General features: G+C 72.6%; 22 protein-coding genes. 5 read left to right on the top strand and 17 right to left on the bottom strand.

The window, feature by feature from the left end; genetic code table 11:
• Positions 1–95 precede the first annotated feature (95 nt).
• From KMS84_RS15360 to KMS84_RS15330, 7 genes are all read right to left on the bottom strand, one after another.
• Complete coding sequence (locus KMS84_RS15360; RefSeq protein WP_256916760.1) at positions 96–272, bottom strand: hypothetical protein; 177 nt, start codon at positions 270–272, stop codon at positions 96–98.
• Positions 273–437: 165 nt separating this feature from the next.
• Entirely contained in the window at positions 438–971 is a 534-nt protein-coding gene (tsaE, locus tag KMS84_RS15355; protein ID WP_256916759.1) for a tRNA (adenosine(37)-N6)-threonylcarbamoyltransferase complex ATPase subunit type 1 TsaE, read from the bottom strand.
• Positions 937–2,190 (bottom strand): alpha/beta fold hydrolase, encoded by a 1,254-nt coding sequence (locus KMS84_RS15350; protein WP_256916758.1) that lies wholly within the window; start codon positions 2,188–2,190, stop codon positions 937–939. The genes tsaE and KMS84_RS15350 overlap by 35 nt, the downstream gene beginning before the upstream one ends.
• An 88-nt stretch (positions 2,191–2,278) precedes the next feature.
• The gene (gene alr / locus KMS84_RS15345; RefSeq protein WP_256916757.1) at positions 2,279–3,454 is read right to left on the bottom strand and encodes an alanine racemase; all 1,176 of its coding nucleotides are present in this window, start codon (positions 3,452–3,454) and stop codon (positions 2,279–2,281) included.
• Positions 3,455–3,488: 34 nt separating this feature from the next.
• Positions 3,489–4,358: a L,D-transpeptidase family protein gene (locus KMS84_RS15340; RefSeq protein ID WP_256916771.1), complete on the bottom strand. Its 870-nt coding sequence runs from the start codon at positions 4,356–4,358 to the stop codon at positions 3,489–3,491.
• Positions 4,359–4,548: 190 nt separating this feature from the next.
• Positions 4,549–6,003, bottom strand: a complete 1,455-nt coding sequence (locus KMS84_RS15335) for an NAD(P)H-hydrate dehydratase (protein ID WP_256916756.1) — start codon at positions 6,001–6,003, stop codon at positions 4,549–4,551.
• A 45-nt stretch (positions 6,004–6,048) separates the two neighbouring features.
• A complete protein-coding gene (locus tag KMS84_RS15330; protein WP_256916755.1) occupies positions 6,049–6,420 on the bottom strand; it encodes a holo-ACP synthase in 372 nt (123 codons plus the stop codon).
• A 153-nt stretch (positions 6,421–6,573) separates the two neighbouring features.
• Between KMS84_RS15330 and KMS84_RS15325 the strand changes: the two genes are divergently transcribed.
• Together KMS84_RS15325 and KMS84_RS15320 are read left to right on the top strand one after the other, a co-directional pair.
• Positions 6,574–7,560: a hypothetical protein gene (locus tag KMS84_RS15325; RefSeq protein WP_256916754.1), complete on the top strand. Its 987-nt coding sequence runs from the start codon at positions 6,574–6,576 to the stop codon at positions 7,558–7,560.
• Positions 7,557–9,392, top strand: a complete 1,836-nt coding sequence (locus KMS84_RS15320) for a M16 family metallopeptidase (RefSeq protein ID WP_256916753.1) — start codon at positions 7,557–7,559, stop codon at positions 9,390–9,392. Before KMS84_RS15325 ends, KMS84_RS15320 begins: the two co-directional genes overlap by 4 nt.
• Before the next feature lie 84 nt (positions 9,393–9,476).
• On the opposite strand, the gene glmS is transcribed toward KMS84_RS15320, so the two are convergent.
• Entirely contained in the window at positions 9,477–11,324 is a 1,848-nt protein-coding gene (glmS, locus tag KMS84_RS15315; RefSeq protein ID WP_256916752.1) for a glutamine--fructose-6-phosphate transaminase (isomerizing), read from the bottom strand.
• Between the two features lie 209 nt (positions 11,325–11,533).
• Here glmS and coaA point away from each other — a divergent pair, with 209 nt between their 5' ends.
• Together coaA and KMS84_RS15305 are read left to right on the top strand one after the other, a co-directional pair.
• Positions 11,534–12,502 (top strand): type I pantothenate kinase, encoded by a 969-nt coding sequence (gene coaA / locus KMS84_RS15310; protein ID WP_256916770.1) that lies wholly within the window; start codon positions 11,534–11,536, stop codon positions 12,500–12,502.
• Between the two features lie 16 nt (positions 12,503–12,518).
• Entirely contained in the window at positions 12,519–13,472 is a 954-nt protein-coding gene (locus KMS84_RS15305; protein WP_256916751.1) for a DUF389 domain-containing protein, read from the top strand.
• A gap of 205 nt (positions 13,473–13,677) precedes the next feature.
• Here KMS84_RS15305 and glmM read toward each other — a convergent pair whose 3' ends face one another.
• The 3 genes from glmM to rplM form a co-directional block, all read right to left on the bottom strand.
• The gene (glmM, locus tag KMS84_RS15300) at positions 13,678–15,036 is read right to left on the bottom strand and encodes a phosphoglucosamine mutase (protein WP_256916750.1); all 1,359 of its coding nucleotides are present in this window, start codon (positions 15,034–15,036) and stop codon (positions 13,678–13,680) included.
• 322 nt (positions 15,037–15,358) lie between these two features.
• Positions 15,359–15,880: a 30S ribosomal protein S9 gene (rpsI, locus tag KMS84_RS15295; RefSeq protein ID WP_069770389.1), complete on the bottom strand. Its 522-nt coding sequence runs from the start codon at positions 15,878–15,880 to the stop codon at positions 15,359–15,361.
• 44 nt (positions 15,881–15,924) lie between these two features.
• Complete coding sequence (rplM, locus tag KMS84_RS15290) at positions 15,925–16,368, bottom strand: 50S ribosomal protein L13 (protein WP_020132189.1); 444 nt, start codon at positions 16,366–16,368, stop codon at positions 15,925–15,927.
• Between the two features lie 436 nt (positions 16,369–16,804).
• Here rplM and KMS84_RS15285 point away from each other — a divergent pair, with 436 nt between their 5' ends.
• On the top strand, positions 16,805–17,680 hold the full coding sequence (locus KMS84_RS15285) for a hypothetical protein (RefSeq protein ID WP_256916749.1): 876 nt from the start codon (positions 16,805–16,807) through the stop codon (positions 17,678–17,680).
• Between the two features lie 33 nt (positions 17,681–17,713).
• Here the strand turns inward: KMS84_RS15285 and truA are convergent, their stop codons facing one another.
• The 6 genes from truA to rpmJ all read right to left on the bottom strand — a co-directional run bounded on the left by truA (position 17,714) and on the right by rpmJ (position 21,626).
• Complete coding sequence (gene truA, locus KMS84_RS15280) at positions 17,714–18,571, bottom strand: tRNA pseudouridine(38-40) synthase TruA (RefSeq protein ID WP_256916748.1); 858 nt, start codon at positions 18,569–18,571, stop codon at positions 17,714–17,716.
• Positions 18,572–18,667: 96 nt separating this feature from the next.
• Positions 18,668–19,150 (bottom strand): 50S ribosomal protein L17, encoded by a 483-nt coding sequence (gene rplQ / locus KMS84_RS15275; protein ID WP_256916747.1) that lies wholly within the window; start codon positions 19,148–19,150, stop codon positions 18,668–18,670.
• A gap of 122 nt (positions 19,151–19,272) precedes the next feature.
• Positions 19,273–20,295 (bottom strand): DNA-directed RNA polymerase subunit alpha, encoded by a 1,023-nt coding sequence (locus KMS84_RS15270; protein ID WP_003966937.1) that lies wholly within the window; start codon positions 20,293–20,295, stop codon positions 19,273–19,275.
• A 149-nt stretch (positions 20,296–20,444) separates the two neighbouring features.
• Positions 20,445–20,849: a 30S ribosomal protein S11 gene (rpsK, locus tag KMS84_RS15265; RefSeq protein ID WP_010354218.1), complete on the bottom strand. Its 405-nt coding sequence runs from the start codon at positions 20,847–20,849 to the stop codon at positions 20,445–20,447.
• 65 nt (positions 20,850–20,914) lie between these two features.
• The gene (rpsM, locus tag KMS84_RS15260; protein WP_020132619.1) at positions 20,915–21,295 is read right to left on the bottom strand and encodes a 30S ribosomal protein S13; all 381 of its coding nucleotides are present in this window, start codon (positions 21,293–21,295) and stop codon (positions 20,915–20,917) included.
• Positions 21,296–21,512: 217 nt separating this feature from the next.
• A complete protein-coding gene (gene rpmJ / locus KMS84_RS15255; protein WP_004984509.1) occupies positions 21,513–21,626 on the bottom strand; it encodes a 50S ribosomal protein L36 in 114 nt (37 codons plus the stop codon).
• Positions 21,627–21,679 lie beyond the last annotated feature (53 nt).

The raw sequence follows: 21,679 nt of genomic DNA, 5'->3' as shown, positions 1-21,679 counted from the left end.
TGATCCCGCGAGCCGCTGGAGGACGGCACGCGGCGGCCGGCCGGAGCGGCGGGCAGGTGCTCCGGCGCCTCCGCCGGCGCTTCCCGGGGGACGTCTCAGGCGGCCTTGCGGTGGCCGGCGGCCGGGGGGTGCGCGACCGTCGCCGGGTCGGGCGGCCGCGGCGGCGTCGAGACGGCTTCCGCGGCCGCGCAGGAGGCCAGCAGGTCACGCATGGACACACCGGTGAGCGGGGACGGCCGTGCGGACCGGGGGGCGGGCTCGGGAACCGGCATGTACGCCTCCTGTGACTGGGGGGCGGGCGCGGTTAGGTAGACCTAACCACGAGCTCGGTACCATGTGACCACGGGAAAGACACCCGACGCAACATCTTGCCGACGTCCTGTCGGAACCTTCACGCGGCGGCGCGCACCGGTCCGGGCGGCCGCGCCCGGCGGGAGTCAGGCCGACAGCGCGCCGAGGTCGGCCCCCGCCCACCGCTGCCCGAGCCCCGTCACCCGCACGTGCCGCACCTCGTCGGAGGTGTCGCCGACGGCCCGGTGGATGCGAAGGTGCAGCCGGTCGTCGGTCAGCTCCTCGACCTTGCCCTCGCCCCACTCCACGACGATCACCGACTCCGGCAGCGAGACGTCGAGGTCCAGGTCCTCCATCTCGTCGAGCCCGCCGCCCAGGCGGTACGCGTCGACGTGGACGAGCGGCGGACCGTCGCCCAGCGAGGGGTGCACCCGGGCGATCACGAAGGTCGGCGACGTGACGGCGCCCCGGACCCCGAGGCCCTCGCCGAGCCCGCGGGTGAGCGTCGTCTTGCCCGCTCCGAGCTCTCCGCTGAGCATCACGAGGTCGCCGGCGCGCAACAGCGCGGCCAGACGCCGTCCCATGTCCCGCATCGCCTCGGGAGAGTCGACGACGATGTCCACGACGTTCCGCGTCACGTCCGGCTCAACCGGGCTGTGCGGTGCTGCTGGTGCTTCCATAGCCGTTCACGGTAGCCCCTGCGGGCACGGCGCCCGCACGGGTGAGCAGGTCGGCCAGCCGGTCGGTGACCACTTCCGGGTGTTCCAGCATCACGAGGTGCCCGGCGTCCGGCACGAGCACCAGCTCCGCGTCCGGCAGCAGGTCGGCGATGGCCTCGCTGTGCTCGCTCGGCGTGACCAGGTCCCCGGTCCCGGCCAGCACCAGCACCGGCATGTCCGTGAAGCAGGCGAGCGCCTCGGTCTTGTCGTGGTCGGTGAACGCCGGATAGAACTCGGCGACCACGTCGATCGGCGTGCCCTCGATCATCCGCTCGGCGAACCGCGCCACCGCCGGGTCGACGTCCCGGGAGGCGAACGAGTACCGCTTGATGATCCCGGCGAACAGGTCGGCGGTGGCCCGCCGGCCCTTCTCGACCAGGGCCGCCTGCTGCCCGAGTGCCTTCAGCACGCCCGGCAGCACCCGCCGCACGGCGTTCACGCCCGCGACCGGCAGCCCGAAGTTGACCTCGCCGAGCCGCCCGGACGAGGTGCCGACGAACGCCGTGGCCACCACCCGGTCGCGGATCAGCTCGGGATACAGCGCGGCCAGGGCCATCACCGTCATCCCGCCCATGGAGTGCCCGACCAGCACGATCGGCCCCTCCGGGACGGCCGCGTCCAGGACGGCCTTCAGATCCCGCCCCAGCTGGTCGATGGTGACCGGCACGCCGTCCCGCGTCTGGGCCCGGCCCCGCTCGGAGCGGCCGTGGCTGCGCTGGTCCCAGTGCACGGTCCGCACGACGCCCCGCAGGGCGGCCCGCTGGTAGTGCCAGGAGTCCTGGTTGAGGCAGTAGCCGTGGCTGAAGACCACGGTGACGGGGAGCGGGGCCTTGCGCCCGAACAGCCTGCGCCGACGGTTCGCCGGCCCGCCCTGCGGCTCGGCCTCGTCGACCTCGTAGTACAGCTCGGTGCCGTCGTCGGCGCTCGCCTTGCCCGGGGCGCCGCGGAGTCCGCCGTACGGCCCCGCCGAGTCCAGGGCCAGCCGGGCCTTCGCCCGCATGCCGCGCCCGACGGTCATCCGCTCCAGGGCGACGCCGGCCGCGGCGCCCGCGGCGATCACGCCTATCGCGGCGCCCGCGACGCCGGTCGCCCGGCGCCAGCCCCCCGACGCCCCCGTGGCGGAGGCGGCGACGACCGCCGTGGCGGCGCTCGCCACCACCTCCGCGCTGCTCTCGCTCACGTACCGCTCCCTCTTCGGCCGATGTCCGTCACCTGACTGCCGGATACCCGTCTCGTTGCGCATTCACCTGAGTCGGGCCCCGGACGCGTCATTCATTCACATAGACGCGGGGAACCCGCACTCCGATGCGTGTGACGATCTCGTATCCGATGGTTCCGGCCGCCTGCGCCCAGTCCTGCGCCGTGGGCTCGCCGCGGTCGCCGGGGCCGAAGAGGACGGCCTCCGCTCCGGGTTCGACCTCGTCGCCGCCGAGGTCGACGACGAACTGGTCCATGGCGATGCGTCCGGCCGCCGTGCGCCACTTGCCGCCGACCAGCACCGGGCCGGTCCCGGAGGCGTGCCGCGGAACGCCGTCCGCGTAGCCGAGGGGCACCAGCCCCAGCGTCGTCTCCCCCGGCGTCACGTAGTGGTGGCCGTAGCTCACGCCGTGACCGCCCGGAGCGTGCTTCACCAGGGCCAGCGAGGCCGCGAGGGTCATCACCGGGCGCAGCCCGAGGTCGGCGGCGGAGCCCAGCTCGGGGGCGGGCGACAGGCCGTACATCGCGATGCCGGGGCGGACCAGGTCGAGGTGGCTCTGCGGGAGCGTGAGCGTGGCCGGGGAGTTGGCGATGTGCCGCACCTCGGGCCGCACGCCGGCCTGTTCGGCGTGGGCCGTCATCTCGTCGAACAGGGCGAGCTGCGCGGCGACGGAGGGGTGCCCGGGCTCGTCGGCGCAGGCGAGGTGCGACCACAGACCGGTGATCCGCAGCAGTCCCTCGCGCTCGGCGTGCAGCGACCGCGCCACGAGCTCGGCCCAGTCGGCGGGCTGGCAGCCGTTGCGTCCGAGGCCGGTGTCCGCCTTCAGCTGCACCCGGGCCGGCCGGCCGGCTTCGCGGGCCGCCCGCTCGACCTCCCGCAGCGCCCACAGCCCGCTCACGGACACGTCCAGGCCGGCTTCGACGGCCTCCCTCCAGGGACCGCCCGGCGTCCACAGCCAGCACATGATCCGGACGTCGGCCGGCAGGGCGCCCCGCGCGCGCAGCGCCAGCGCCTCCTCGGGCGTGGCGACGCCCACCCAGGTGGCGCCGGCCTCGACGGCGGCGCGGGCGCAGGGCAGGGCGCCGTGGCCGTACCCGTCGGCCTTCACCACGGCCATGAACGCCGCACCCGGCGCCTTGGCGCGCAGGGTCCGCACGTTGGCCCGCAGCGCGGCCAGGTCGATCTCGGCGCGGGCGCGCGACGGGGCGGTGCTCGCGACGGTGCTCGGGGCGGTGGTCTCACTCATCGCGCCCAGTGTCTCAGAGCGCCCGGACCGCCCCTCAGGTGCCGGGCCGCCGCCCCCACACGTAGACCCGGTCGCCCTTCTTCAGCACGCCCCACAGCGTGCGCGCGTCGCCGAGGGTGAGGTTGACGCATCCCATGGAGCCGACGACGGTGTGCAGCGTGTCGTAGACGGCGTGGAAGGCCTCGCCGCCGTCGAAGAACTGGGCGTAGGGCATGGGGGTGCCGTACAGGCTGGACACGTGGTTCTTGTGCCGCCAGTAGACGGTGTGCCAGCCCTTGCGGGTCGGGTGGGCGGCCCGGCCGCTGCGCATCGACACGGGCCCGAAGAGCACCTTCGTGCCCTTCTGGACCCAGGTGAGCTGGCGGTCGAGGTCGACGCACGCGACCCGGCGGGCGCGCACCGGGCACTTCCTCGCGGCGTTGGGGTTGCCGCGGGCGGCGACCAGTTGCATCCGCGCCCAGGTCACGGGTCCCGCGAACCCGATCGCGGGTGTGATCCCCTGCGCGCGCTGGAAGGCGCGGATCGCCGCGCAGTCGGCCGCCGACTGCCTGCCGTCCGCCGGCCGCTCGAGCCAGCGCTCGACCGCCCGCTGGTACGGCCCGGTCCGCTTGGTGCACGCCGTGCGGGAGACGATCTCCGACAGCGGGACGTACTCGACCGGCGCATAGGCGCCCGGCGCGGCGTCCCGCGGCTCGACCGCGTCCTCGGCGGCGCTCGGTTCGTACACCGTGGGCGCGAGCACCTGGTCGGGCGTGTCGAGCTGCCAGGGCGCGTACGCCCCCGGCGGCACGCCGGGCGCCAGCCGGGTCTCGGGATCGGGCGGGGCGGGAGCGGCGCGGGCCGGGCTCGCCAGGGACAGCAGGGACGCGGCGGCCAGGAGGGCGGCGGCGACTCGTGTTCTCATCATCCGATCAGCCAAACGCGCCTCCACGGCCCGCTCGGACCGACGCGCGGCGAGGTCACCCTTAAGAGCAACCACCCCGGCCCAGGGACCGGCCACCCCGGCCCGCCTCACCCCGGCCCGCCTCACCCCGGCGCGGCGGGTCCGGTCCTCATGCGAGCGCTCCGCGGGGACGGGTCCGGTGCGGCCGGTGTCAGTCGCGGGCGGTCCGGTCGCGTACGTCCCGCCAGGCCTCGCGGATCGCCTCGGCCACGTCGTGGGCGCCCACCGGCGCGCCGTGGGCCGCGTAGCGGCCGGCCAGGCCGTGGAGGTACGCGCCCGCACTCCCCGCGTCCAGGGCGCTCAGCCCGGCCGCCAGCAGCGAGCCCGCGAGCCCGGACAGGACGTCCCCGCTGCCGGCCGTGGCCAGCCAGGCCGTGCCCGTGGCGTTCACCCGCACCAGGCCCTCGCCCCCCGCCTGCGCGACCAGTGTCGTCGAGCCCTTCAGCAGCACCGTCGCCCGGTACCGCGCCGCCAGTTCCCGCACCGCCGCCAGCCGGGCCCGCTCCACCTCCTCGCGCGTCACGCCGAGCAGCGCGGCCGCCTCCCCCGCGTGCGGGGTCATGAGCGTCGGCGCGGTGCGGCCGCGCACGGCCGCGGCGTCCGCGAGACGCAGCCCGTCGGCGTCGACCAGCACCGGCACGTCGGCCGCCAGCACCTCCGCCACCGTCGCGGCGTCGTCCCCGGCCCCCGGCCCCACGACCCAGGCCTGCACCCGCCCGGCCTGCTTGGGCCCGCGGTCGGAGACCAGGGTCTCGGGGAACCGCGCGAGGACCGTGTCCCCGGCCGGACCGACGTACCGCACGGCCCCCGCCCCGCCGCGCAGCGCCCCCGCCACGGCGAGCACGGCGGCCCCCGGATAGCGGTCGGACCCGGCGGCGATCCCGACCACGCCCCGCCGGTACTTGTCGCTCTCGCCGCCCGGTGTCGGCAGCAGGGCGGCCACGTCCGCGTGCTGGAGTGCCTCCAGCTCGGGCCGGTCGGGCAGCGCGGCCCCGAGCCCGATGTCGACGAGCCGCACCGAACCGGCGTGCTCGCGGCCGGGATCGACGAGCAGCCCCGGCTTGTGGGCGCCGAAGGTGACGGTCAGGTCGGCCCGGACCGCGCCGCCGGGCACCTCGCCCGTGTCGGCGTCGACGCCGCTGGGCAGGTCGACGGCGACGACGGCGGCCCCGGCCTCGTCGACGAGCGCTGCCAGCGCGGCCGCCTGCGGCCGCAGCCCGCCCCGGCCGCCGATCCCGACGATCCCGTCGAGCACGAGGTCCGCCAGCCGGACGGCCTCCTCCGCCCCGCCGGGCGCGACCGTGCGTCCACCGGCGCGCAGCAGCGCCGCCAGCCCGCCGGCGTGCGTGTGCTCCGGCGCCAGCAGCACCGCGGTGACGCCCGCGCCGCGCCGGGCGAGCCGGGCGCCGGCGTACAGGGCGTCGCCCCCGTTGTCGCCGCTGCCGACCAGCAGCACGACCCGCCGCCCGTACACGCGTCCCAGCAGGTCCGCGCAGGCCGCGGCGAGCCCGGCGGCGGCCCGCTGCATGAGCGCCCCTTCCGGGACCCGGGCCATCAGCTCCCGTTCGGCGCGGCGGACGGTCTCGACACAGTAGGCAGTACGCATACGTCGAGTCTGCCCCGGCCCGGGCCGGGGCCGCACGCGGACGGCTCAGCCCTCGGCCACCACCACCGCCGAGGCGACGCCCGCGTCATGACTGAGCGACACATGCCATCCCGTGACGCCCAGTTCGGCCGCCCGGGCGGCGACGCTCCCGCGCACCCGCAGCCGGGGCCGCCCGCTGTCCTCGACGTACACCTCCGCGTCGGTCCACAGCAGTCCGGGCGGGGCCCCCAGCGCCTTGGCGAGCGCCTCCTTCGCGGCGAACCGCGCCGCCAGCGAGGCGACCCCCCTGCGGCCCCCGCCGGGCAACAGCAACTCGCTGTCCAGGAACAGCCGTCGGGCGAGCCCGGGCGTCCGCTCCAGCGAGGCGGCGAACCGCTCGATCTCGGCCACGTCGATACCGACCCCGATGATGCTCATGCCGAGCACCCTAAGGCCGCGTTGTCACAGCCTGCTGCTAGCCTGCGGCGACTTGATCACGTCAGGTCGACACCGGACGTGCAGACTTCCACCGCCGCGCGCCCTGGGGGGCCAGCCCGCGCGCCGCGGACAGCGACGCCAGGGGGCGGAGGCATGACCAGCACCACCGACGGCATGACCAGCGGCGAGGCGCCGGGGTCCCGGGGACCGACGTTCGACCCGTACGACAACCTGCCCGAGCTGATCCCGATGCGCACCGCCGCACAGGCCGGGGACTGGCCGGCGGTGCGGGCCTGGTTCGCGGGCCTCGGCACGGTCGACGAGCTCGCGACGGCGTCCAGCCTCCTCGCCGACATCGCCGGCGTCGAGAAATTCCTGGAGCGGGCGGCCGCCGAGGATCCCGGCGATCCGCTGCCGCGCGCGCTGCTCGCCGAGCGGTACGTGTACATCGGCTGGGACATCCGCAGCGGCGCCCGCGCCCAGCACGTCTCGCAGGACCAGTTCACGCAGTTCCACGACTGGCTGCGGCGCGCCGAGCAGCTGCTGATCGAGGTCTGCGCCGAGCACCCCGACCACGCGCCCGCGTGGACCGCCCGGCTGATGACCGCGCGCGGGCTGCAACTGGGACAGGCCGAGGCCCGCCGCCGCTACGACCGGCTCTCCGCCCGCCATCCGCACCACTTCCGCGCCCAGACGCAGCTGCTTCAGCAGGTGTGCCCGAAGTGGGGCGGCTCCTGGGACGCGGCGCACGGCTTCGCGCGCGAGTGCGCGACGGCCGCCCCCGACGGCTCGAACTCCGGCGCCCTGGTCGCCCTCGCGCACATCGAGCGCTGGCTGGACCTGGACAGCGGCGAGGACGCGGCCTACATGCGGGGCCCGGCGGTCCGCGACGACCTGCGGCACGCCGCCCGGGTGTCCGTGCTGCACCCCGGCCACCGGCCCGACTGGAACTCGATCGGCGCGCACAACGCGTTCGCGTTCGCCTTCTCGCTCGGCAACCACTGGGCGGACGCGGCCCCGCACTTCGCCTTCCTGGGCGACCGCGCCACGGAGTCCCCCTGGCACTACCTGCCCGACAACAAGTCGTCGTTCCTCAAGTGCCGCAAGGCCGCGCTGGAGACCCGAGGAGGCGCCCGATGACCACGGACCTGCACAAGCCCGACCCCGTCGACGGCCCCGGCGGCGGCGCGGGGCCCTCCACGGCCGGGCACCCCGCCACAGCCGACGGCCGCACCGCGACCGACCTCGCGCCGGACGGCCTCGCCGCGCTGGACGGCCTGGTCGCGCACACCACCGTCGACGGCATCCCCACCCTCCACGCCCCCGCCTCCGGCAGCGAGATCACCGCCGGTCTGTTCTTCCGCGTGGGCCGCGCCGACGAGACCCTGGCCACCGCCGGCATCACCCACCTCGTCGAGCACCTCGCCCTGCACCGCCTGGGCCTGTCCGACCTGCACTACAACGGCGCGACGGCGAACGCCTACACCCTCTTCCACGTGACCGGCCGCGAGGAGGAGGTCGTCGAGTACCTCAACGGCGTGTGCGCCGGACTGCGGGACCTGCCGATGCAGCGCCTGGAGACCGAGAAGGAGATCCTGCGCACCGAGGCGGCCGGGCGCGGCGGAGGCCCCCAGCAGCAGCTGCCGCTGTGGCGCTACGGCGCCCAGGGCTACGGCCTGTCCAGCTACACCGAGCTCGGCACCTGGGGCCTCACCCCGGACCAGGTCCGGTCCTGGGCCGAGACCCGCTTCACCAGGGACAACGCGGTGCTCTGGATCACCAGCGACCACGTGCCCGACGGCCTGGACCTCACCCTGCCCGCGGGCTCCCGCTTCCCCGCGCCGGAGGTGACCAGCGCCCTGCCCACCACACCCGCGTACATCAGCGGCGACGACGGCCACGTCGTCCTCACCTCGGTGCTGCGGCGCTCCACGGCGGCGAGCGTCTTCGCCGACGTGCTCGGCCGGGCCCTCTTCCGGGACCTGCGCCAGGAGGGCGGCTACTCCTACACCGCGGAGGCCGACTACAGCCCGCGCGACGCCGGCTTCGCCACCCTCACCGCCTACGCCGACGCCCTCCCGCAGAAGCAGGACGCGGTCGTCGGCGGCTTCGTCGACACCCTCGCCCGGCTGCGCGCGGGCCGCATCGAGCAGGCCGAGCTGGACTCCGCCCGCGGCAAGCTCCTCAAGATGTACGACATCCCCGACCTGGGCGCCGCCACCCTGCCCTCGTACGCGCTGAGCCTGCTGCTCGGGCACCGCATCCTCAGCCCGGAGCAGCACCGGGCGGAGCTGAACGCGGTGACCGTCGAGGACCTGCGCGAGGTCGCCCGGGAGACATGGGCGAACGCGCTCCTTCAGGTGCCGGGCCGGGACCTCGACTGGGCGGGGCTGACGCCCGCCCCGCGGCGCTCGACGACCGCGGTCACCGGCACCCGCCACCAGTCCCTGGAGGACGACGACGTCACGCTGGTCATCGGCGCGGAGGGCGTGAGCCTGCTGACCCCGCGGGGCCCGGTCACCGTCCGGTACGACGCCTGTGCGGCGATGACCACCCGGCCCGACGGCTCCCGCGCCCTCACCGGCCACGACGGCTTCTCGGTCACCGTGGAGCCCACCCTCTTCCGCGGCGTCACGCCGGAGCGCATCGCCGCGCTGGACGCGGCCGTGCCCCGGCAGGCGACGGTGCCGCTGCCGGCCCGCGATCCCGACCGCGTCCCGCAGCCGCGCAAGCGGACCGCCGCACCGGCGTCCGGCAGCGGGCGCTCCACCGCCGGCTGGACCACGGCGCTGTGGCTCGTCGGCCTGCTGGCGGCGGTCTGGGGCCTGCTCTGCGCGGTGATCACGGCCGACGAGGCCGCGGCCGCCGACCCGGAGTGGGACGCGGTCGCGGGCGTGTGGATCATGGAACTCCCGCTCCTCTTCGCGACCTGGAAGGTGTTCGCGGCCCGCAGGACGCGCAGGCGGAGCTGACGCGCCCGGCGGACGACGGCGGAGGGGCCCGGCGGACGGGCCCCTCCCCCCTGCTCCCCCGGTGGCCCGGTCGGGCTCGGTCGGCTACTCCACGGTGACGGACTTCGCCAGGTTCCGCGGCTGATCGACCTCGTTGCCGCGGGCGGTCGCCAGCTCGCACGCGAACACCTGCAACGGCACGGTCGCGACCAGCGGTTGCAGCAGCACGGGCGTGGCGGGGACGCGCACGAGGTGGTCGGCGTACGGCACGACCTCCTCGTCCCCCTCCTCGGCGATCACGATGGTCCGCGCCCCGCGCGCCCGGATCTCCTGGATGTTGGACACGATCTTGTCGTGCAGGATCGACCGGCCGCGCGGCGAGGGAACCACCACGACGACCGGCAGGTCCTCCTCGATGAGCGCGATGGGCCCGTGTTTCAGCTCGCCCGCCGCGAACCCCTCCGCGTGCATGTAGGCGAGCTCCTTCAGCTTCAGCGCGCCCTCCAGCGCGACGGGGTAGCCCACGTGCCGCCCGAGGAACAGCACCGTGTCCTTCCCGGCGAGCGACCGCGCCAGCTCCCGCACCGGCTCCATCGTCTCCAGCACCCGCTCGACCTCGCCGGGCATCCGCGCCAGGTCCCGCACGACGGCCCGGATCTCGTCCCCCCACTTGGCCCCCCGGACCTGCGCCAGGTAGAGGGCGACCAGGTAGCAGGCCACCAGCTGCGTCAGGAACGCCTTGGTGGACGCGACGGCCACCTCCGGCCCGGCGTGCGTGTACAGGACGGCGTCCGACTCGCGCGGGATCGTCGATCCGTTCGTGTTGCACACGGCCAGCACCTTCGAGCCCTGCTCGCGGGCGTGTCGCAGCGCCATCAGGGTGTCCATGGTCTCGCCGGACTGCGAGACGGCGATGACGAGCGACCGCGAGCCGAGGATCGGGTCCCGGTAGCGGAACTCGCTCGCCAGCTCCACCTCGCACGGGATGCGCGTCCAGTGCTCGATGGCGTACTTGGCGATGAGACCCGCGTGGAAGGCCGTGCCGCACGCGACGATGACGACCTTGTCCACCTCCCGCAGCTCGGCGGCCGGGATCCGCACCTCGTCGAGGGTCAGTGCGCCGGAGGCGTCGATTCGGCCCAGCAGCGTGTCGGCCACGGCCTTGGGCTGCTCGGCGATCTCCTTGAGCATGAAGTAGTCGTAGCCGCCCTTCTCGGCGGCCGAGGCGTCCCAGTCGATGTGGTACGAGCGCACGTCGGCCGCGGATCCGTCGAACCCGGTGACCGTCACGCCGTCCCGGCGCAGCTCGACGACCTGGTCCTGCCCCAGCTCGATCGCCGAGCGCGTGTGGGCGATGAACGCGGCGACGTCCGAGGCGAGGAACGCCTCCCCGTCGCCGACGCCCACCACCAGCGGCGAGTTGCGGCGCGCGCCGACCACCACGTCCGGCTCGTCGGCGTGCACCGCGACCAGCGTGAACGCCCCCTCCAGCCGCCGGCACACCAGCCGCATGGCCTCGGCGAGGTCGGCGGTGACCGAGAACTCCTCGGCGAGCAGGTGCGCGACCACCTCGGTGTCGGTCTCGGAGAGCAACTCGTGTCCGCGCTCGGCGAGTTCGGCCCGCAGCGCGGCGAAGTTCTCGATGATCCCGTTGTGCACGACGGCGACACGGCCGGCGTTGTCGAGATGAGGGTGGGCGTTGCCGTCCGTGGGCGCGCCGTGCGTGGCCCACCGGGTGTGCCCGATGCCCGTCGTCCCGGCCGGCAACGGCCGTTCCGTGAGCTCCTTCTCCAGGTTGACGAGCTTGCCCGCCTTCTTCGCCGCGGCGAGCCCTCCGTCGGCCGGCACGGCGACGCCCGCCGAGTCGTACCCCCGGTACTCCAGCCGCTTCAGTCCGGCCATGACGACGTCGAGCGCCGACTGAGACCCCACGTATCCCACGATTCCGCACATGATCGGCAGCGTACGGCGGAACGGCTCACCAAAAGAGGCTCCACGTGCCCGATTTCGGAAATCCATAGGGCCGAACGGAGGAGCGCGGAGCGTGCGCCGGGGTGAGTTCGGGTCCGCGGCCGGCCGGAACGGGTGGAGCGTGACGGACCCCACCTGCCGCCCCGTTCGAACTCCGTTAACAATGGAGTGTGATCTCCCCGGTCTCCCCGATGCCCCGGAGCGCCCACCGGCACAGGCCGGAGGCGACTCCCTACGTCGACCTCACCCGCAGCGAGTGGAGCGCGCTGCGCGAGAAGACGCCCCTGCCGCTGACGGCCGAGGAGGTCGAGAAGCTGCGCGGCCTCGGCGACGTCATCGACCTCGACGAGGTACGCGACATCTACCTCCCGCTGTCGCGCCTGCTCAACCTCTACGTCGGCGCGACGGACGGCCTGCGCGGCGCGCTCAACACCTTCCTCGGCGAACAGGGCTCGCAGTCCGGCACCCCGTTCGTGATAGGCGTCGCGGGCTCCGTGGCCGTGGGCAAGTCGACCGTGGCCCGCCTTCTCCAGGCGCTGCTCTCCCGCTGGCCCGAGCACCCCCGGGTGGAGCTGGTCACGACGGACGGCTTCCTGCTCCCGACCCGGGAACTGGAAGCCCGCGGGCTGATGTCCCGCAAGGGCTTCCCGGAGTCCTACGACCGGCGCGCCCTGACCCGCTTCGTGGCCGACATCAAGGCGGGCAAGGCCGAGGTCACCGCCCCCGTCTACTCCCACCTGATCTACGACATCGTGCCGGACCGCAAGCTCACCGTGCGCCGCCCCGACATCCTCATCGTCGAGGGCCTGAACGTCCTCCAGCCCGCGCTCCCCGGCAAGGACGGCCGCACCCGCGTCGGCCTCGCCGACTACTTCGACTTCAGCGTGTACGTCGACGCGAGCGCCGAGGACATCGAGCGCTGGTACCTGAACCGGTTCCGCAAGCTGCGCCGGACCGCCTTCCAGGACCCGGACTCGTACTTCACGAAGTACACGCAGGTCTCCGAGGAGGAGGCCGTCGACTACGCCCGCGGCCTCTGGCGGACCATCAACAAGCCCAATCTGGTGGAGAACATCGCCCCGACCCGCGGCCGCGCCACCCTCGTGGTCCGCAAGGGCCAGGACCACAAGGTGCGACGCCTGAGCCTGCGCAAACTCTGACGGCTACCCTGCCCCCATGCTTCACCTGCGCCTGATCACCCCGCCGGACGCCACCGAGTCCGCGGTACGGCTGATCGAGAAGACGATAGGCACCACGCACCTCGTCGTCCTGCCGGGGGCCGCCCGCAACCCGGCCGGCGACGTCGTCCTGTGCGACGTGGCACGCGAGGCGGGGGACGAACTCCTCACCGGGCTCCAGGGGTTGGGTCTGGACAAGACCGGCTCGATCGCCGTGGAGAACATCGACCTGTCGCTCTCCCTGCGCGCCGAGAAGGCCGAGAAGGAGGCGCCGGGCGAGGGCGCGGACGCGGTCCTGTGGGAGCACCTCGTCGACGCCAGCCACGAGGAGTCCACGCTCTCCGTCACCTACGTCGCGTTCATCACCCTCGCCACGATGATCGCGGCCTGCGGTGTGGTCCTCGACAACGCGGTCCTCATCGTGGGGGCGATGGCGGTCGGCCCGGAGTTCGGCCCGCTGGCCGGCATCTCCACGTCGATCGTGCAGCGCGCTCCCCGGCTGGCCCTGCGCTCACTGATCGCCCTGCTGGTCGGCTTCGCCGCGGCGATGGCGGTGACCGTCGGATTCAGCCTCTTCATGGACGCGATCGGCCAGTTCAGCAAGGAGCAGCTGGAGGGCGACCGCCCCCAGACCGGCTTCGTCTACGCGCCCGACGCGTTCTCCTTCATCGTCGCCCTGCTGGCCGGCGCCGCCGGCACCCTCTCCCTGACGTCGGCGAAGTCCGGCGCCCTGGTGGGCGTGGCCATCTCGGTGACGACGGTGCCGGCGGCGGCGAACGCGGCCGTGGCCCTCAGCTACGGCGACACCCGCCAGACCTGGGGCTCCACGGAACAGCTTCTGCTGAACCTCCTGGGCATCGTCCTGGCCGGCACCCTGACCCTGCTGGCCCAGAAGTGGCTCTGGGCCCGGCAGCGGCAACGAGCCGGCACGAGCCTGCCGACGGCCCCGTAAGCCCTCGGGGGCGCGGGTCCCGGCCGGTCCACGACGGCGCCGCTCCAGCACGACCGGCCGCGGCGAAAGCCGCGGCCGGTGGTACGCGTCAGCGCCCGGGCGCCGCCCGGGCCCGCCGTTCGCCAGGGCCTTTCGTTCGGATCAGGTCGGCCGAAAGGGACTGCGCCTGGACCCCGCGACGCCGACATGTTCCGAACGACACGCCCTAGCCCAGCGCGGACTTCACGGCGTCCGCCAGCCGGCCGGCGACGGCGCGGGCCTGGTCGATGTCGGCCGCCTCGACCATCACCCGCACGAGCGGCTCCGTGCCGGAGGGCCGCAGCAGCACCCGCCCGGTGGAACCGAGCTCCCGCTCCGCCTCACCGACGGCGGCCGCGAGCTCGGCCGAGTCCCCGACGCGGGACCTGTCGACGTCCGGGACGTTGATGAGCACCTGCGGCAGCCGCTCCATCACGGAGGCCAGCTCCCGCAGCGACCGCCCGCTCTGGGCGACGCGAGCGGCCAGCATCAGTCCGGTCAGCGTGCCGTCGCCGGTGGTCGCGTGGTCCAGGATGATCACGTGCCCGGACTGCTCACCGCCGAGCGCGTAGCCGTGCTGCTTCATCTCCTCCAGCACGTACCGGTCGCCCACGGCGGCCCGCACCAGCTGGATCCCCTCGCGCTCCATGGCGAGCTTGAAGCCGAGGTTGGACATGACGGTCGCGACAACGGTGTCCGAGCGCAGCACGCCCCGCTCCCGCATCGACAGGGCCAGCACCGCGAGGATCTGGTCGCCGTCGATCTCCTCGCCCGTGTGGTCCACGGCGAGGCACCGGTCCGCGTCCCCGTCGTGCGCGACGCCGAAGTCGGCCCCGTGCTCGAGGACCGCGGCCTTGAGCTTGTCCAGGTGGGTCGAGCCGCACCCGTCGTTGATGTTGAGCCCGTCCGGCTCGGCCCCGATGGTCACGATCTCGGCGCCGGCCCGCGTGAACGCCTCGGGCGAGACCCGTGCCGCGGCGCCGTGCGCCTCGTCCAAAACGATCTTCAGCCCGTCGAGCCGGTTCGGCAGGACGGCGATGAGGTGGGCGACGTAACGGTCGAACCCCTCGCTGTAGGAACGCACGCGACCGACGCCGCTGCCGGTCGGCCGGTCCCACGGGGCGCCGGTGCGGTGCTCCTCGTAGACGGACTCGATCCGGTCCTCCAGGTCGTCGGCGAGCTTGTGCCCGCCGCGGGCGAAGAACTTGACGCCGTTGTCGGGCATGGCGTTGTGGCTGGCGGAGAGCATCACGCCGAGGTCCGCGCCGAGCACGCCGGTGAGGTACGCCACGGCGGGCGTGGGAAGCACGCCGACCTTCAGCACGTCCACACCCGCACTCGCCAGGCCGGCCACCACGGCGGCCTCCAGGAACTCCCCGGACGCGCGCGGGTCCCGTCCGACGACGGCCACCGGTCGGTGTCCCTCGAACGTCCCCGCCTCGGCCAGCACGTGCGCGGCCGCGACCGAGAGGCCGAGCGCCATCTCCGCCGTCAGATCCGCGTTGGCGACACCGCGCACGCCGTCCGTGCCGAAGAGTCGTCCCACTTGTCCTCCTGAGGAAGCGTCAGTTGCGAAAGCCTTGCGGGCGTGTCGGACGGGCCGACCGGTCCGCGGCGGCTCCCGCGTCCCGGCGCCGTACCCCGGGCGCCGCATCCGGGTGCCGCGTTTCCGGCACCGCATTCAGGCATTTGATGCCCTGAACATCCGATCACACAAGCCTTTGAGCACCTTGTGCCGTTATACGCCCACGGCTGCGAGAAAACGAACGCCCCGGCGACACTGTGGCGTGCCGCCGGGGCGTTCGGAGTACGTGCGGGCGGACCGGAGACCCGGCCCGACCCGGAATCGTACGAGCAGGCAGCGAAGCTTAGCGCTTGCTGTACTGCGGGGCCTTGCGGGCCTTCTTGAGACCGGCCTTCTTGCGCTCGACCGCGCGGTCGTCACGCGTGAGGAAGCCGGCCTTCTTCAGGGCGCCGCGGTTGTTGTCCACGTCGGCCTCGTTCAGCGCGCGGGCGACACCGAGACGGAGCGCACCGGCCTGGCCGGAGACGCCGCCACCCGAGATGCGGGCGATGACGTCGTAGCGGTTGTCGAGCTCGAGCACCTTGAAGGGCTCGTTGACTTCCTGCTGGTGCACCTTGTTCGGGAAGTAGTCCTCGAGCGTGCGCCCGTTGATCTTCCACTTGCCGGAGCCCGGGACGATCCGGACGCGGGCGATGGCGTTCTTGCGACGGCCCAGGCCGGCCGCGGGCTGGGCCTCGCCGAAGCGGGACGCCAGGGACTCCGAGGTGTACTCGCCCTCGACGGGCACCTCGGACTCGGTGGTGTAGCTGTCGATGTCGACGAGCTCGGTCTCTTCGAGCGGCTGCTCGGCAGTGGTCTCGGCCACGGTTCTCCTCAGATTCTCTTCAGCTTGGGGTGGTGTGGCCGGACTTACTGCGCGACCTGGGTGATTTCGAACGGCACGGGCTGCTGCGCCGCGTGCGGGTGCACGTCACCCTTGTAGACCTTCAGCTTCGAGAGCATCTGACGGCCGAGCGTGTTCTTGGGGAGCATGCCCTTGACGGCCTTCTCGACGGCCTTCTCCGGGTTGTTCGCGAGGAGGTCGTCGTAGCGCACGGAGCGCAGACCGCCCGGGTACCCGGAGTGGCGGTAGGCCATCTTCTGGGTCCGCTTGTTGCCGGAGAGGTGCACCTTGTCGGCGTTGATGATGATGACGAAGTCACCGGTGTCGACGTGGGGCGCGTAGATCGGCTTGTGCTTGCCCCGCAGAAGGGACGCGGCAGTGGTGGCGAGACGGCCCAGGACGATGTCCTGAGCGTCGATGACGTGCCACTGGCGCGTCACATCGCCGGGCTTGGGGCTGTACGTACGCACGGTTCGTAGCCTTCGCTTCTTCAGTGAATTGGTCCTGACAAGGTCACCGAAGACGATCACGACAGCCCTGACCGCACTGCGGTGACGCAAACCGCGTGCTGGTCGCTGGTCATCGGCCCGGTGGACCGGTGTAAGGGCCCGTCCCGTGAGAAGAGCAAGCCAATACACAACGAAGAAGCAGAATACCCGTGCCCCGGGGGCCGGGTCAAAACGGGGCCGAACCCGGCACATGAACATGTCAGCCTCGCCACCGGAGGACGGCCGGAAACCCCTCCCCGGAGTGTCCCGCGCCACATCCCGCGCTCCGGCCTGGGAGAACGCCGCACCAACCACCCGAAGATGTCGCCTTTGCCCGCACTCGCGCTCCAAAAACCGCGCACTCTCCCGCCTGTTGAGGCGGAACAGCACCCCCCGCCTCCCGTCTAAGATGCGCCCCATGAGCTATGGGCAGGGGGGACCTCAGTCCCAGTGGGATCCGTGGAAACCGAACTCCCAGCAGCCGTGGGCCACCGGCGATGACGGGCGGACCCCGGACTGGGCCGCGCTCGCCGAGGCATCCGAGACGCGCAACCGGCGCCGCAGGCTGCTCCTCATAGGCGGCGGCGCGCTCGCCACGGTCGCCGTCGGCACCGCCGTGGCCATGGGCGTGGTCTCGGCGAACGGCGGCGACGAGGCGAACAAGCCGACCTCCTCCCGGCCCGGGGCCGCCGGCCTGCCGAGCGCGTCCGGCACCCCGTCCTTCGCGCCGACCAGCGCACCGCCCCCGCTGGACCCCAAGGAGTTCGTCTCCAGCAAGGCCAAGGACACCGCCCCCAACGGCCCCGACCTGCTCTTCCCCGGCACCCAGCTGACCATCGGGCCGGCCGTGTACAAGAAGGGCCCCAAGGCCGACAGCACCACCTGCGCCACGGGCGCCGCGGGCACCCTGCCCAAGATCCTCGCCTCCAACGGCTGCACCCGCGTCATGCGCGTCACCTACACCAAGGACGGCATCGCGGTCACCGTCGGCGTGGCCGTCTTCGACACCGAGGCGCAGGCCCTCAAGGTCAAGAGCCAGGCCGCCGACAACAAGAGCATCGTCAAGGCCCTCTCCGGCGGGGACGTCAAGGCGTTCTGCAACGGCGCGATCTGCCGCTCCACGACCAACTCCTACGGCCGGTACGCCTACTTCACGCTCACCGGCTTCACGAACGGCAAGAACGTGACGACGAAGGACACCGCGGTCTTCACCGCCGGCGACGACCTCTCCAAGTTCGCGTTCCAGCAGATCCGCCGCCGCGGCGAGGCCCAGGCGTCGGCCGCCGCCGGCTGACCGCCCGGGCACGCCGCGGCGAGGCGGACGAGGTCAGCAGCACCCGGCCCCGGGCAGCGTCCGCCTGTTGCGCGCCTCCCTGCTGCGCGCGGCGAGCAGCTCGTCGGCCGGGTAGCCGACCTCCTCCAGCGTGAGCCCGTGCGGCCGCACGACGTGCACGGCGGAGTCCCGCACACCCGCGGCGAGCACCTTCCCGGGCCACTCCGGCCCGCGGTGCCCGTCCCCCACGAACAGCAGCGCGCCGATCAGCGAGCGCACCATGTTGTGGCAGAAGGCGTCGGCGCGGACGGTGGCCGTGATGACCCCGTCGTCGCCCTTGGCCAGACTCAGCTGCTGAAGCGTGCGGATGGTGGTCGCCCCCTCCCGCTTCTTGCAGTACGCGGCGAAGTCGTGCTCGCCGAGGAGCCGCTCGGCGGCCTCGTTCATGGCGTCCACGTCGAGCGGCCAGTCGTGCCACAGGACGTGCCCGCGCAGCAGCGGATCGACCCCACCGGGGTTGTCCGTGACCCGGTAGGCGTACCGCCGCCAGATCGCCGAGAACCGCGCGTTGAAGCCGTGGGGGGCCTCCCGCAGCGCCCACACCCGCACATCGCGCGGCAGCCGCCCGGCGAGCCGCTTCAGCAGTTTCGGGTGGTGCTCGCGCCAGACGTCCTCGGGCAGATCGACGTGCGCGACCTGGCCGCGCGCGTGCACCCCGGCGTCGGTCCGCCCGGCCACGGTCAGCTCGTACGTCGTCCCGCCGGACCGCGTGACGGTCCGCAGCGCGTCCTCGATCTCCCCCTGCACGGTCCGCCGCCCGCCGGCCTGCTTGGCCCACCCGGAGAAATCCGAACCGTCGTAGGACAGGTCCAGCCGCACCCGGACGAACCCGGGCTGTACTTCGTCACTCACTCCTGGATCCTCTCAGCAACACCAAAGCGGGCCCGCCCCCCGAAGGGAACGGACCCGCCATCGCCCCGAAGGGGCGCGCAGTCCCCGGCAGAACGCTTACGCGTCCTTGGACTCCTCGGCCGCGTCGGCCTTGGTCTCCTCGGCGACCGGAGCAGCCTCGGCGTCCTTCGCGGCACGCTTCGTGGCGGCCTCGGCCTCACCGGTCGCCTGCTGCGCGACGGTCAGCGCCTCGACCAGCTCGATGACGGCCATGGGCGCGTTGTCGCCACGGCGGTTACCGATCTTGGTGATGCGGGTGTAGCCACCGGGCCGGTTCTCGTAGCGCGGGCCGATCTCGGTGAAGAGCGTGTGCACGATGCTCTTGTCCGTGATCACCTGGAGCACCTGACGGCGGTTGTGAAGGTCGCCCTTCTTCGCCTTGGTGACCAGACGCTCGGCGTACGGGCGCAGCTTGCGCGCCTTCGCCTCGGTGGTGGTGATGCGGCCGTGCTCGAACAGCGCCTTCGCCAGGTTGGCGAGGAGGAGCTTCTCGTGCGCAGCGCTGCCGCCCATACGGGCGCCCTTGGTGGGCCTCGGCATGGTGTTTCTCCTAGGTGTCTGCCCCGGCCGTATCAGGTACCGGGGTCAGTATCCGAGCAGGCGGTCGCCTGTCGGAGATCCGGGGTCCTCGTGTGCACGCGGACCCCGGAGGTCGGGACCGGTCAGTACTGCTCGGTCTCCACGAAACCCGCGTCCGCGTCGTCGTCGGCGCCGAAGGCGTCGGCGGCGGCGGTCGGGTCGAATCCGGGCGGGCTGTCCTTGAGGGCCAGGCCCATGCCGGCCAGCTTCGCCTTGACCTCGTCGATCGACTTCGCACCGAAGTTGCGGATGTCGAGCAGGTCGGCCTCGGAACGCGCCACGAGCTCACCCACGGAGTGGATGCCCTCGCGCTTGAGGCAGTTGTACGACCGAACGGTGAGCTCCAGCTCCTCGATCGGCAGCGCCAGGTCGGCGGCCAGGGCGGCGTCCGTCGGGGACGGGCCCATGTCGATGCCCTCGGCGTCGATGTTCAGCTCGCGGGCGAGACCGAACAGCTCGACCAGCGTCTTGCCCGCGGAGGCCATGGCGTCACGCGGACGCATCGCCTGCTTGGTCTCGACGTCGACGATCAGCTTGTCGAAGTCGGTGCGCTGCTCGACACGCGTGGCCTCGACCTTGTACGTGACCTTCAGAACCGGCGAGTAGATGGAGTCGACCGGGATACGGCCGATCTCCTGGCCCACCTGCTTGTTCTGCACGGCGGAGACGTAACCGCGACCGCGCTCGACGGTCAGCTCCATCTCCAGCTTGCCCTTGCCGTTGAGCGTGGCGAGGACGAGGTCGGGGTTGTGCACCTCGACACCGGCCGGGGGCGCGATGTCGGCGGCGGTGACCAGACCCGGGCCCTGCTTGCGCAGGTACATCACGACCGGCTCGTCGTGCTCCGAGGAGACGACCAGCTGCTTGATGTTGAGGATGAGGTCGGTGACGTCCTCCTTGACGCCCGGCACGGTGGTGAACTCGTGCAGGACGCCGTCGATGCGGATGCTGGTGACAGCAGCGCCGGGGATCGACGACAGGAGGGTGCGGCGGAGGGAGTTGCCGAGGGTGTAGCCGAAGCCCGGCTCCAGCGGCTCGATGACGAACCGGGAGCGGAACTCGTCGACGACCTCTTCGGTCAACGAGGGACGCTGAGCGATCAGCATGTGGAGATTCCTTCAGTCAGGGGCACCCACTATTTGATGCCCTGATGCATCAGGCGGAGCCTGATGGTGGTACCTGCAAGGGTACGGGCGATACGGCCCCGAAGGCCCGTACCGCCCGAAATCCTCAGTCCAAGCAGCCCTGCGTCGGATCAGACGCGGCGGCGCTTGGGCGGACGGCAGCCGTTGTGCGGGGTCGGCGTGACGTCCTGGATCGAACCGACCTCGAGGCCGGTGGCCTGGAGGGAACGGATGGCGGTCTCACGACCGGCGCCCGGGCCCTTGACGAAGACGTCGACCTTGCGCATGCCGTGCTCCTGCGCGCGACGGGCAGCCGACTCGGCGGCCATCTGCGCGGCGAACGGCGTGGACTTGCGCGAGCCCTTGAAGCCGACGTGGCCGGCGGAGGCCCACGAGATCACGTTTCCGGCCGGGTCCGTGATGGACACGATCGTGTTGTTGAACGTGCTCTTGATGTGCGCCTGGCCGTGCGCGACGTTCTTCTTTTCCTTGCGGCGCACCTTCTTGGCAGCGCCCTGACGTCCCTTGGGGGGCATCTATTAACTCCTACGGGAGGTGGTCGGTCCTACAGCGAAGACCGCTGGTGAGCGTCCGCTGAGGACTACTTCTTGCCCGGCTTCTTCTTGCCGGCGATGGCGCGACGCGGGCCCTTGCGGGTACGAGCGTTCGTGCTGGTGCGCTGACCGCGGACCGGCAGACCACGACGGTGACGGAGACCCTGGTAGCAGCCGATCTCGACCTTGCGGCGGATGTCGGCCTGGATCTCGCGACGGAGGTCACCCTCGGTCTTGATGTTGGCGTCCACGTACTCGCGGATCGCGACGAGCTGCTCCTCGGAGAGGTCGCGAACGCGGGTGTTCGGGTCGACGCCGGTCGCAGCCAGCGTCTCCTGGGAAAGGGTCCGGCCGATGCCGAACACGTAGGTGAGGGCGACCTCCACACGCTTTTCGCGCGGGATGTCGACACCGGAAACGCGTGCCATTCAATGGCTCCAGTTGATCCTCGGAGGTCTTCCGCAGCACCGACCCCCAGCCGCCGGCCTCTTCTGACGGACAGAAGATTTGGTACGGACTGGGTCCCCGGCCTCCGAACCGGGGGTATCGGACGGAAACCCCGTCCGGGCCCTGCGTATGAACAAATTCAGCTCGCGTCGCGCGAAGTCTCTGCGATGTCGATGCAGAGGGTGTGACCTAGTGCGATCAGCCCTGGCGCTGCTTGTGGCGCGGGTTCTCGCAAATGATCATGACCCGGCCGTGACGGCGGATCACCCTGCACTTGTCGCAGATCTTCTTGACGCTCGGCTTGACCTTCATTGGGTGAGGTTCTCCGGGTCAGTTGCCAACAGCCCCGTGCGCCCGTGAGGGCG

Origin of the sequence: Streptomyces hilarionis (assembly GCF_024539675.1) — a bacterium.
Lineage (GTDB): Bacteria > Actinomycetota > Actinomycetes > Streptomycetales > Streptomycetaceae > Streptomyces > Streptomyces hilarionis.
The sequence above is the reverse complement of the archived record's forward strand: the minus strand, read 5'-3'. Positions and strand labels throughout refer to the sequence as shown.

Bases quoted from the DNA above. Each gene is read 5' to 3' on its own strand.
- KMS84_RS15285 (WP_256916749.1), top strand. From the start codon at position 16,805: ATGAGCTATGGGCAGGGGGGACCTCAGTCCCAGTGGGATCCGTGGAAA.
- coaA (WP_256916770.1), top strand. From the start codon at position 11,534: ATGCCCCGGAGCGCCCACCGGCACAGGCCGGAGGCGACTCCCTACGTC.
- KMS84_RS15335 (WP_256916756.1), bottom strand. From the start codon at position 6,003: ATGCGTACTGCCTACTGTGTCGAGACCGTCCGCCGCGCCGAACGGGAG.
- KMS84_RS15320 (WP_256916753.1), top strand. From the start codon at position 7,557: ATGACCACGGACCTGCACAAGCCCGACCCCGTCGACGGCCCCGGCGGC.
- tsaE (WP_256916759.1), bottom strand. From the start codon at position 971: ATGGAAGCACCAGCAGCACCGCACAGCCCGGTTGAGCCGGACGTGACG.
- rpmJ (WP_004984509.1), bottom strand. From the start codon at position 21,626: ATGAAGGTCAAGCCGAGCGTCAAGAAGATCTGCGACAAGTGCAGGGTG.
- KMS84_RS15330 (WP_256916755.1), bottom strand. From the start codon at position 6,420: ATGAGCATCATCGGGGTCGGTATCGACGTGGCCGAGATCGAGCGGTTC.
- KMS84_RS15270 (WP_003966937.1), bottom strand. From the start codon at position 20,295: ATGCTGATCGCTCAGCGTCCCTCGTTGACCGAAGAGGTCGTCGACGAG.
- rpsK (WP_010354218.1), bottom strand. From the start codon at position 20,849: ATGCCCCCCAAGGGACGTCAGGGCGCTGCCAAGAAGGTGCGCCGCAAG.
- alr (WP_256916757.1), bottom strand. From the start codon at position 3,454: ATGAGTGAGACCACCGCCCCGAGCACCGTCGCGAGCACCGCCCCGTCG.
- KMS84_RS15305 (WP_256916751.1), top strand. From the start codon at position 12,519: ATGCTTCACCTGCGCCTGATCACCCCGCCGGACGCCACCGAGTCCGCG.
- glmS (WP_256916752.1), bottom strand. From the start codon at position 11,324: ATGTGCGGAATCGTGGGATACGTGGGGTCTCAGTCGGCGCTCGACGTC.
- KMS84_RS15360 (WP_256916760.1), bottom strand. From the start codon at position 272: ATGCCGGTTCCCGAGCCCGCCCCCCGGTCCGCACGGCCGTCCCCGCTC.
- KMS84_RS15325 (WP_256916754.1), top strand. From the start codon at position 6,574: ATGACCAGCACCACCGACGGCATGACCAGCGGCGAGGCGCCGGGGTCC.
- rplQ (WP_256916747.1), bottom strand. From the start codon at position 19,150: ATGCCGAGGCCCACCAAGGGCGCCCGTATGGGCGGCAGCGCTGCGCAC.
- rpsM (WP_020132619.1), bottom strand. From the start codon at position 21,295: ATGGCACGCGTTTCCGGTGTCGACATCCCGCGCGAAAAGCGTGTGGAG.
- KMS84_RS15340 (WP_256916771.1), bottom strand. From the start codon at position 4,358: ATGAGAACACGAGTCGCCGCCGCCCTCCTGGCCGCCGCGTCCCTGCTG.